We start from the raw sequence: 11,684 nt of genomic DNA, 5'->3' as shown, positions 1-11,684 counted from the left end.
TGACATGCGTAAAATACGGCGTAATACCATTCACTGTATTCCCTGTGTTTCATAAGCCGTATAAAAAGTATCTATGGCGAACTTCACAGGCTTATAAGCCGTTCTGAAGCTGAAGGCAGTGCCAGCTTTATAGTCCGGCAACTTCAGGCGGGCACGGAACTCCGGCGCATCGCGGGGATTATCCGGGATACTGTCTGCCACCTGAATGATGGTAGCTGCCGCACCGGCAGTGTTGATGTAATTCACTTCCACACTCACCGCCTGGTTGTTTACGCCATACCACCAGATAGTTGCTTCCTTTTTAGCGGCATCATACTTCGCACTTCTCACCGGCCGGTTAGATAAGGTGGACAAATAAACGTCCCCGTAAACATTGGCGATTGTTTCTTCCCGCACGGAAGAGTGCCCGGCATTATCATAGGTGTATACCTGGAAAGTATAGGTATTCTCAGCCATGCCCCCCAGCAGCAGCTGCACCTGATCCACGCCACCACTACGCCGTACTGCGATCTCGGAAGAATCGTGCCCCTGGTTCCAGTACACACGGCATCTGGTGATCTTGGGGTCCGATACCAGCGCCCAGCCCAGCAGCACACGGTTCCTGCCGGGATAGGCCCGCAGTGAATCCACTTTGCCGGTGTAAATAATTTCACCTCCCTGCAGAAAATCCCGGTAGGTATCATCCATCTTTGAACAGGCTGCAAAGCCCGCTGCTACTGCAAGCAGCCAGACTGCCCCCCTGATATATCGTATGTGTTTCATAATGTCTGCCATAAATGATTAACGTGTAATTTGTCCCCAGAAAGCGATTTCGCTGATATGCAGATGCCCGATAATACCACCCTGCGCTGCCCAGCTGTCAATATGTTTCCAGGCTACATACCTGACTGCCGGCGTGCCGGCAGGCAATTCATACTCCTGCCCTGCTGCTGCCAGATCCACATCCTCTGTGGTTTTCTGCCCCAGCGGCAACCCCGATGGCTTCTCCATCACCTGATGATCCAGCTTTATCCAGCTGTTCACATCATTGGGGGTATTGGTGCCCCATAGCTCCCATTCATGCGGGTTTCCGTGGTTGAAAATATAATCTGACTGCCGCTGCCAGATCTTGTACCGGCTGATCATCGCCTTTACGCCCAGGTCTATAGGAATAAAGATGGGCACATCCTTATTCTCCGTTGTATGATACCCTTCGTTGCCCACAATGCCATTCCACATATTTTCAATCGGCCAGGAACTGAGATTGGTGGGCTCCTGTACCTTTACACCGGGCGTTTTCGGCAATGGCGGCACCTGTGGTATGGGTACCTTTTTCTTCAGCATAGACACAAACTTTTCGCGGTCCAGCTGTTCTTCGTATATGGGTGTCAGTTCGGTCTTCAGCGTGTCGCTTCTGTTATCCCACCGGTCTTTGATGAAGATGCCAAACAACTGCTTCACCGGCCTGAGTCCTCTGACGGTAAACCGGCCGCTGTCCAGCCCGAAGTAGAAGTTGTTGATCAGCCGCCACTCTTTCTGTACAGGATCCCAGAGCAGGGTGCCCACTACTATCTTTCCCCTGTCCGGATTCGTGAACTCCACCTGCAGCCCGCCAAAGGCTTCGGCGGCCCTGATAGAGTTACGTACATTCCAGATAGCCGGCGGCAGCGGCTTTACCTTCACCTGTACGGGAAGGGAAGACACCTCGCTGCGGCTCACCGTGTATAGCGTGACGGTATGCTCCAGCGTATCGCCAAAGCCTTCCACCCGCACGGAACGTTTATAGAAAGAGGATTTGGCTTCCTTCTTCACACCATTGATGACAAATTCGGCACGGACATAAGACAGCTGCTGATCGTCGGGAAGCGTATAGGAGATTTCCGCCGCACCGGGCTGCCCTACCGCTACCGGCTGCATCACCGGGTTAGGCGGAGTTTTATCTGTTGATACAGGCCCTATCACGTCAGATTTACAGGCATACAACACAACCGCTGAGAGCAGGCAACCGGATAAGAAAGACTTGATATTTTTCATGACGACTCATTTAAAAGATTTACCAGCCCGGATTCTGTACCAGGTTTTTGTTAATAATCATCTCTCCGTTTTCTATCGGCCAGAAGTAATCGCGCATACCGAAACGCTGATTGAAGAGCAATACTTCCTTGTAGTAGGAAGGCGCTGCGTTCTGGGTGATATCCCAGCCTTTAACAGGACTGTTCAACGCGATGTGTGCGGTTTTCCAGCGCTTCAGATCCCAGTACCGCTGTCCTTCGAAAGCCAGTTCTATAGCCCGTTCCTGCTGGATAATTTCCCGCAGCCCTTCTTTGGTGGTATATTTTGACGGATTTTTGGAGAAGCTGGTCCATGCTTCTTCCACCGAAGGAATGCCGGCTCTGGCGCGTACCAGGTTGATCCAGCGCGTGGTTTCCGCTCCATATCCGTATTGTTCATTCAACGCTTCTGCATACAGCAGGTACAGGTCTGCCAGCCGCAGCTCCGGCCAGGGATAGGTAACCATTCCGCTTTTGATGTTACCGTCCGTTGCCGCACTGCTTTCTATGTTCACCGTTTTTTTTACCCAGTATCCGGTAACGGAATAATTGCTGATACCTTTGCGGGAGGCTATTTCCGTGGCTCTTCCCTTTACGAAATACAGGGCGCTGTCGGTATTGTAGTTGTTGATCCAGTTGCCGAACCAGACACCGCGGTCAAAAGCCACATCAGCGTAGAACCTCGGCTCCCTGTCGAAATGCAGCTGCACGGTTTGTTCCCCGCTTTTGATATAGAATTTTTCTGCGTCGGTGGCTGTTCTCAGCACCATGCGCCGGCTGTAGTCCCACGTTCTGTCTTCTGTAATGGGAACGCCATTTCTGGAGTAGAACATTTCCACCATTTTCATGGTAGGAGAAATGATGCCTTTAGGACCGGAAGTACTGGCGCCCTGCGCGATAAGCGGCATACACCAACGTTGCATATCATCGGCCATGCTGTTGGTATTGGCCCATATTACTTCTGTATTGGCCTGCTTGTCTGTCATCGCTGCGCGTATATCCAGCTGCTGTTGTATGATGTCATTTACTTTATATCCAAAATTTCCGGGGAAATGATACAGCGCATATCCGTTGCTATGACAGAATTCAATAGCTTCCTTGCAGGCCTGTGCTGCGGTGGCCCATTTCTCCGGATTGTAGGCAGCGGGGAATAACTGCCGGCCCTTGTTATCTGTTAAACGCGCATAATCAGGATTACCGTTGAACAGCGGACTGGCAGCGGTTACCAGCACTTTGGCCTTCAGGGCCAGTACAATGCCTCTGGTAATTCTTCCCAGCTCTGTATTCTCTGTACCTTCCAGTCTGGCGGGCAGGTGTTCATTGGCAGCAGCCTCATTCAGCAGCTGCACGATGTAATGAATACAGCTGTCTACCGGCTCCCGGTATACCTGTACTTCTTCAGGCCCTGCGGAGATGTCAAGATTTTCTTTAATCAGCGGTACAGGCCCATAGATGCGGAACAGGAAGAAATGATAATAGGCTTTGAGGAACTTCACTTCTGCTATCCATCTCTCTCTTTCATAATCCCGCAGCTCCCGCACCTTGTGAATATTGGCCAGGAAGGTATTGCAGTCGCGTATCCCGGTGAACAGGGCTGTACCGCGGGAAGCTCCGCCCCAGAAGTTACCGAGCGGACTGGTCATGCTTTGCAGACCGCGCGCGATGTTGAAAAAAGTAGGGTCCACATCACGGATAGGGTCATCGTACCATACTTCATCCGCGGTATTGAATGCGGCATTATCATTGAAACTGCCGTTGGCGGGCATATAGGAATAACAGGTGAACAAAAATTTTTCGGCGGAAGTACGCAGCGTGAAAGCATTGTCGATAGTAGGCACATTATCCGGCACTACATCCAGGTACTTATTACAGGCGCCGCATATGCCCAGTAATATCATTATACAAAGGAGCTTATATCTCATAAAATATTTTTTATCACAGATGATAAATCAGAATCCGAGCTGTAACCCGAAATTGACTACCCGCTGAATCGGGTACCCCAGGCCCTTTCCGCCCATCTCAATATCCCATAGTTTAAATGCTGAAAAAGTGAACAGGTTAGAACCATTGGCATAGATGCGCAGGTTGGCGATATGCGCTTTCGTGGTAAGCCGCTGCGGCAGCGTATATCCCAGCTCTACCTGTTTCACGCGGAGGAAGGAGCCATCGCGCATAAACCAGGTATTCATCTGCTGACTGTTTGTGTTCAGTGTTGGGCTCAGCCGGGGCCATAAGGCATACAGGTTCCTGTTTTCCTCTGACCAGTGATTATCTGCATATGCTTTCAGCAGCTGGTTTTCAGAGGTAATCTTGTTATCATCGTCTGTATCAACAAAGGGCGAAGTGGATTTTACATCTATCCAGAAAGAAGAACGTGCAGAACCCTGGAAGAAAGCGGAGAGGTCAACACCTTTATATTTCAGGGAAAACCCAAATCCATAGATAATTTCAGGGTTGGTAGGATAACCGATGGGCACCATATCCGCAGGAGTTATCTGACCGTCGCCGTTTACATCGCGGAACTTGATATCGCCGCCCATGGTACGGAAATTACCGAATGACTGCGGCGGGGAACTTCTCACTTCCTCATCATCGATAAACAGTCTTTCTGCAATATAGCCCCAGCGCTGGGTGATCGGATAGCCGACATGGTAACGGTAAGGCTCTGCGTAGACAGGCTCCTCATAGGCCCTGAATCTGTTACGGGCGAAGGTAAAGTTACCCCGCACAGAAAGGAACAGATTTTTACCGATAGCGGAATTGTAATCTGCGGAGAAATCAAATGCGGTAGATTCTGCCTTGCCCACATTGGCTTTGGGTGTGGCCTGCAGGCCCATCGTCTGCGGAATGGAGGCGCGGTCCATCAGGATGTTATACCTGTTCTCCACAAAAAACTCCGCGATAATATCCAGTTTGTTAAACAGACTGAGTTCAACGCCCATAGTAGAATTCCTGGCTGTTTCCCAGGTGATGGCGCGGTTATCATAGCGGCTGATAGAAATACCGTTGCGTTTATATCCGCCGTTGGTGCCAAATTCAGCGCCTTTCTTATCATCATTCATGTTTACGCTGGAGAGATAAAAAAAGCGGTCGTTCTCATCCCCGATAGCATCGTTGCCCACCAGGCCGTAGTTGGCGCGTAGTTTCAGTTTGGTGATTACGCGATCCAGCGGGCGGAAGAACTTTTCATTGGAAACATACCAGGCAACGCCTGCGGAAGGAAAGAAGCCATATCGCTCCTTCTTGTAAAAACGTTCGGAGCCATTGTACCCGAAATTAAATTCTCCGAAGAAGCGGTTGTCATAAGAATAGGTAGCCCTTCCGGAAAGCCCCATATTCCTGGAGGGTAGCGATTTCTGCAGGGCGTTTACCTTCGCTTCGTTTTCATCGAAGGTAGTCAGGTTATTGCGCGCAATGAATATCAGCATACCGGCCAGCCCGTGTTTATTGAAAGTACGGTTGTAGTCCACCGCTGATTCGATGTAAAATGTAGACCCCACCGTTCTTTTACCGGGAACATAGCTGAGATAGTCTGTTCCCAGATCCGGATTAATATCGCGCAGCACATAGGTATTGGTGAGCTTATCGTAGTTGTTGGCGCTGTACCAGAAGGGCACATATTCTCTGGACACATCAAAATAGGCCTGCCTGTTGGTATTCATCATTGCTCTGATGGAAAGCCCTTTGGTGATGAAGGAAGACAGGTCCTGTTTCAGTTCAAACTGCGCCAGCATCAGGGAGCGGGAGAATTGTTTATAGCCGCGTACCATGTCTGCGTACGGATTGAGGTACTCGCCGTTGTTGAAGTTGCCGAATAAGGGATGATTGACAAACTGGTGCGCTTCGTCAGCAGGATAGTATGCGGGGAACAGCACCTGGTTGGAGCGCAGCATTTTCTGATAGAGTTTCTCACCGCCGTCTACCGGTCCTTTGTACTCATCGAAGGTGCCATGCAGGCGTACCATAGCGGTAGTGGAACGTGTTACGCGGATGTTCACATTGGATCGTAAGGTATAGGTAGTGAGATCGATGTTGTTGTTGAAGTTATTACGATGATCCACATGCAGCATACCGTTATCTTTCGTATAGCCGCCGGAGATAAAGTAGGTGGCGATCTGTCCGCCGCCGCTCAGGTTGAAGTTAGCGCGTTTGTTGATGGTCTGTTTTTTAAACAGCATTTCTTTCCAGTTGGTAGCGGGGAACACCATTGGGTTGGTACCTGCTTTGGTGTTATCTATCTGGCTTTGGGAATAGGTTACCGGAGTCAGCGGGTTCCTGGTGAGCACCGCTTCGTTATTGGCTTCCATGTAAGTGATGGGGTCAGCCAGTTCAATATCCCTGGTGGGGGAAGAGATGGAATTTTCCAGGCGTATGTTGATTTTCGCCTTTCCTTCCTTTCCGGTTTTGGTAGTCACCAGAATAACGCCGTTGGCGCCGCGTGCGCCATACAGGGCGTTGGCGGTGGCGTCTTTCATGATGGAGAAGCTGGCGATATCGTCTGTTGTGAGCCGTGCCAGTTCTGTTACATCATATTCGATACCGTCAATCAGGATAAGCGGGCTTTTCTTATATCCAAAGGTGGTGGCGCCACGAATGAAAAATTCTGCATTATCCATGCCGGGTTCGCCGCTGCGCTGGTAGGAGATAATACCCGCAATACGTCCGGCCAGTGCGGTAGTGAGGTTACTGGAAGGTACTTTCAGTTCACCCGGATTGATGGTGGTGATAGCGCCTATTACGGAGGCTTTTTTCTGTGTGCCATAGGCTACCACTACGGTTTCTCCCAGCTGGCTGGAAGAACTCTTTAGTTGTATACTGATGATGCTTCTGCCGCCCAGCGGCACTTCTGTGGTGGTGTACCCCACCATGCTGAATACGATGACAGTGGTATTATCCGGTACTTCAAGGATGTAGCGTCCGTTCATATCGGTGGTGGTGCCGATGTTAGGGCTGCTTTTCACCAGTACGGTAACGCCTGGCATGGGGGCGCCGGCAGTATCCGTTACCTGGCCGCGGATTTCTTTTCTGGCGGGGGCAGGGCCACTTCCGGCCGGTGGCGCCGGTTGTGCATAGAGGTATACTGACAGCAGCAATGCTGTTATCATCATACACCACAGGGTGATCAGTTTGTTTTTCATGTGGAGATAAATTAAGGAGACAGCAACAGAGGTCCCGGCAGTGTATCCGGGTGATACCTGCAAGGGAAAAAATGAACGGTACTTTGGTTGATAAATGTGGTGCTGATACTATTCAGGCCGTGGTAAAAAAAGGTTCATAAACGCAGATTTAAAGTTGGATAATGATGAGCTTAGTTTACATGCAATCGTTTGCATTAAAATTGCCGTGTATGCTTTTCCGTTATTATACGAAGTAATTTTTCCAGTTTTAAAAAGTTAAAGGTAAATCAGGCTGACAGCTGACTGGCATCATAACGCTGCAGTAAGTACAAGGATCAGTTTCAGTTGCCTGTGGAAAAAAATTTTGCTGTTAACGCCTTTCATAACGACGATGCCCTTGGACGCATACGATCCTGTTGAATCTTCCAAACAAATATTATAAAAAAAATGGGTAAAACCTCCTTCGATTTTACCCAATACTTATACTTTCTTCTCGGTTAGTGTACAAAATACACTTATCATGAAAACCTGACTGCTACAGGCTTTCCTTACTTAAATTTTGTTCTCCGGCCTGCTGCCATTCCCTGCTTCGCCCATTTCCTCAGATCCTTTGCATCTTCATAAGCCGCATCGGGCGCACTCCTGAAATACTGTTGCTGATGTGACCCTTCCATCCACTCGCTCCCTGCAGCATCAAAAGCCAGATCGCTCTCCTCATCTGCATAAAACCAGATCCGGCCATCCTTCACCAGCGCAAAAAATACATTCTCCAGGTACACCGCCTGGCCTTCCCCCATTGCTCTTACACTGACAGGCCCGATAGGCTGCATGCCTTTCCGTATCCAATCAGTGAGTTGGTCGTTTGTCTTGTTCATGATACAAATTTAAGATAATTACGAATTACGAATGGCGAATTACGAATGTAGAGGCGGAGATAAAAGCAGAGATTAAAAGAGATAGCCAATAATTTATCACCTTTAATCTCCGATTTTATCTCCGCCTCTACATTCGCAATTCGTAATTCGTAATTCGTAATTACTTATAAATATGTATTTCTACCTTTCCGTCTTTTGTCACCGCGCCTCTGTACATGCCGGCGGTGTTGAAGGCCATGGTCATGTTGCCTTTTTTGTCGAGGGCTATCAGGCCGCCGTCGCCGCCCATGTCGCCGACTTTTTTGATGACGGTGCCGGCGGCTTGCTGTACGGACAGCTGTTTATATTCGATGAGGGCGGAGAGGTCGTAGGCTACCACATTGCGGATGTAGTATTCGCCCCAGCCGGTGCAGGAAATGGCGGCGGTATTATTGTTGGCATAGGTGCCCGCGCCGATGATGGGAGAGTCGCCGATGCGGCCATATTTTTTGTTGGTCATACCACCGGTGGAGGTGGCGGCAGCCAGGTTGCCCTGTTTATCCAGTGCCACAGCACCTACCGTTCCGAACTTATAATCCCGGTTGATAACACCCAGCTTGTCCGGTTTCGTATAGGCGTGTTGGTTGGCAGCAGCGGCAGAATCAGCTTTCAGGGCACGTTGCAGATCGTTCCAGCGGGAGAAGGTGCGGAAGTAGGACGGATCTACGATGTCGAGCCCCGCTTCTTTCGCAAACCTGTCAGCGCCGGCGCCGGTCATCATTACGTGTTCTGATTTTTCCATGACTGCCCTGGCGGCACGGATAGGGTTACGAACGGTAGTTACGCCTGCGACAGCACCAGCTGCACGGGTTTTACCATCCATGATGGCAGCATCCAGTTCATTACGGCCATCGTGTGTAAATACAGCGCCTTTGCCGGCATTGAAGAGTGAGTCATCTTCGAGTACACGTACTGCTGCTTCCACAGCATCCAGGCTGGCGCCGCCGGATTGCAGCACCTTATAACCCGCTTCCAGCGCCTTTTTCAGACCGGCCTTATACAATGCCTCTTTTTCAGGCGTCATGTTTTTCTGCAGGATGGTGCCTGCGCCGCCGTGAATAACCAGCACATAGTTACTGCCGCTTTGTGCAGCCACACGCTGCCCGGCACATACCAGGCATATCATGATAAACAAATAGCAAAAACCTTTTTTCATGTATTATTTTATGAGATGATCAGATGCCTGTTTCTTCAGCTGGCCGTTTTCTACCCACCACCAGTACCAGTTACCACCGCTGGCTTTAGCCGGACTGAAATCAGCCACGGAGAAACTACCGTTGCCTTCGTCGCTGCCCGCAATTTCATATACCCTGAGCGCATGGCCGCGGCGGTTCCATTCCAGCGGCTTTCCGGCCATGCATTGCTCCGGCCCCGCTCCTTTGTCCGTAAAGATAAAACAGGCTTTGCTTACCCCAAAAACTTTTGCCATCCCATGTTCATCAATGGCAACGGCCGTTTTCTCGTCCGGCGCGATGCCTCTCGGATACAGGCGCCAGTCGCGGATGATACGGCTCATAAATGTTACATGTCTTCCTTCCCGCCCACGTTTAAGATAATGCTGGTCACTGATTACCTGCTGCAGGTATGGCGCTTTCAGGAAATCGTTGTTATACAGCTTTACCGTAGTATCGTATGGGTTGGATAGCACTACGCCGGATACTGCGCTGCTGCCTTCTCCGCTGTAATACATACCGCTGAGTATGGCACAGCCTGCACTGGTGCCGCCTACGGGCACTTTCTTCTCCCGCAGCAGATAGTTGATGGCTGCATTGGTTTTGGTACCGCGCCAGTTATTCATGTAGCGCGACTGGTCGCCGCCTGCGATGAACAGCATTTCCGCATTACGGATAATACGGGCTACGGTGTCATTGTCTGCCAGCTCTCTGGAAGTGATGTTGAGGGTTTCTACAGAATTCACTTTTCCCAGCGCCTGTATTTCGGCGTTGTAGTCGCCGTTGCCGGAAGCAGTGAGTACCACTACATCTCCGCCACCGCTGCGATCTATCATCCAGCGGAAGGCGCTGTTTACATTACCGCCGCCGCCAATCAGCACTACGCCTGCTTTTACAGGCGTTACCACGTCGGCGGTATCACCAAGGATACCAATAGATGCGGGCCTTCCGGGAACAGTCTGCGCGCTACCGTTATGCCCCAAATAACATATAGCCGTTAGCGTTAGGAAGACCCGCAATATTTTTCTTACTGTCATGAGTCGTTATTTTTTTAATAACCAGGATTCTGGTTCATATTTTTGTTGGCTTTCATCTCCCTGTCCGGAATCGGGAAAACATATCCCTTTTTTCCCGGTGTCAGCAACACGGCTCCGGATGCCAGCACAGCATCTTCCGGATTGCGCGTTACCGGCAGGTTCCAGCGGCGCAGGTCAAACATACGGTGGCCTTCAAATGCCAGTTCCTTAAATCTTTCTGTTACGATGCCTTCCATCAGTGCGGTCTTATCTGCGAAGGTCTTCGGTGTATAATCCTTTATACGCGCGGTTCTCAGATCATTCAGGTCTTTTGCGGCTGCTGTCAGCTGCGCTTTCTCGGCACGCGCTTCCGCGCGGATCAGGTACATTTCTCCTGTTCTGAACATTTTGATATCTGCCAGACCGGGCGTACCGGCTGCGCCGCTGTATTTGTTGACCAGGTATTGCGATTTTCCGTCTCCACGGGTATCATCAAATAAAATGAAGGCAGGATAACGCACGTCATTCACCTTATCAAAAAGCCCGATCAGTTCAAAAGAAGGTACATACAAGGCCCGGCGCCTGTTGAAATACAGTTGTCCGATCAGGTCATCGCTGACTACTTTTTTTATCTTCCAGATCACCTCATCCGATTTTGTATCTGTCCAGATACCGGGGAAAGCGCTTCTGTCGGCCAACGGCACGGCGTCAATCGCTTCCGTGGAAAAAGTTACGGCATCATCCCACTGTTTGGCATACAGCGCTACCCGTGCCTGGATGGCAGATACACCCGCTTTTGTAATGCGTCCCCTATCATCTGCATCAGCAGGGATAAGGGTTTTGGCGAGCTGTAAATCTTTCTCCAGCTTACTGACAACATCATTAAACGAATGACGGGCAGGACTGCCAATACCTGATTTCTCCATGTAAGGCACCCCCATTTTACCGGCAGTATAGGCTTCCGCAAAATTCTGCAGCAGCGCAAAATGGCAATAGGCGCGCAGTGCAAGCAGCTCTCCCTGGTACTGCGCTTTTGCGGCAACTTCCGCAGGCTTGGCAGACACTTTATCCAGCGCTCCCAGCACACGGTTTATACGGTCTATCACAATATAATATTCACCAAATGCATCGGTAATAGTGGTATTACTGGGGTCTATCTGCCAGCGGTAACTGGCAAAACCGCCGCCGGTACTATTTTCACCGGGAAGCGTACATTCGTCTGTCACCAGCGATACCGCATAGATAGCGTTAAAGGAAAGGCCGCTGTAAGCGCCGAGCAAACCACCGTTGAGGTCTGCCACATTGCGGTAGGCTTTATCCTCATCCATGGTATCGGTAGGAGAAAGATCCAGCTGCTTGTTGCAGGAAAACAGCGAAAGGCTTGCCAGCAAAGCCATACAACGAAAGCTATATATAGAAATACGGTTATTCATCT

8 protein-coding genes are annotated in these 11,684 nt (G+C 50.2%); all 8 read right to left on the bottom strand.

All coding sequences use genetic code 11. From position 1 onward, the window contains the following. Positions 1-30: 30 nt before the first annotated feature. The 8 genes from GWG06_RS12620 to GWG06_RS12585 all read right to left on the bottom strand — a co-directional run bounded on the left by GWG06_RS12620 (position 31) and on the right by GWG06_RS12585 (position 11,682). Positions 31-762 (bottom strand): DUF4998 domain-containing protein, encoded by a 732-nt coding sequence (locus GWG06_RS12620; protein WP_160713615.1) that lies wholly within the window; start codon positions 760-762, stop codon positions 31-33. Between the two features lie 18 nt (positions 763-780). Beyond that, positions 781-2,013, bottom strand: a complete 1,233-nt coding sequence (locus tag GWG06_RS12615) for a DUF5000 domain-containing lipoprotein (RefSeq protein ID WP_127041713.1) — start codon at positions 2,011-2,013, stop codon at positions 781-783. Positions 2,014-2,032: 19 nt separating this feature from the next. Next, positions 2,033-3,952 (bottom strand): RagB/SusD family nutrient uptake outer membrane protein, encoded by a 1,920-nt coding sequence (locus tag GWG06_RS12610; protein ID WP_160713613.1) that lies wholly within the window; start codon positions 3,950-3,952, stop codon positions 2,033-2,035. A gap of 27 nt (positions 3,953-3,979) precedes the next feature. Continuing rightward, positions 3,980-7,168: a SusC/RagA family TonB-linked outer membrane protein gene (locus GWG06_RS12605; RefSeq protein ID WP_160713611.1), complete on the bottom strand. Its 3,189-nt coding sequence runs from the start codon at positions 7,166-7,168 to the stop codon at positions 3,980-3,982. Positions 7,169-7,695: 527 nt separating this feature from the next. Next, positions 7,696-8,022: a TfoX/Sxy family protein gene (locus tag GWG06_RS12600; RefSeq protein WP_127043659.1), complete on the bottom strand. Its 327-nt coding sequence runs from the start codon at positions 8,020-8,022 to the stop codon at positions 7,696-7,698. A 160-nt stretch (positions 8,023-8,182) separates the two neighbouring features. After that, the gene (locus GWG06_RS12595; RefSeq protein WP_160713609.1) at positions 8,183-9,217 is read right to left on the bottom strand and encodes an isoaspartyl peptidase/L-asparaginase family protein; all 1,035 of its coding nucleotides are present in this window, start codon (positions 9,215-9,217) and stop codon (positions 8,183-8,185) included. A 3-nt stretch (positions 9,218-9,220) separates the two neighbouring features. After that, positions 9,221-10,270 (bottom strand): cyanophycinase, encoded by a 1,050-nt coding sequence (locus GWG06_RS12590; RefSeq protein ID WP_160713607.1) that lies wholly within the window; start codon positions 10,268-10,270, stop codon positions 9,221-9,223. Positions 10,271-10,284: 14 nt separating this feature from the next. Next, complete coding sequence (locus GWG06_RS12585) at positions 10,285-11,682, bottom strand: RagB/SusD family nutrient uptake outer membrane protein (RefSeq protein ID WP_202183008.1); 1,398 nt, start codon at positions 11,680-11,682, stop codon at positions 10,285-10,287. Positions 11,683-11,684 lie beyond the last annotated feature (2 nt).

It is taken from the genome of Chitinophaga solisilvae (assembly GCF_009928525.1).
Lineage (GTDB): Bacteria > Bacteroidota > Bacteroidia > Chitinophagales > Chitinophagaceae > Chitinophaga > Chitinophaga solisilvae.
This window is presented reverse-complemented; position numbering and strand designations above follow the sequence as displayed.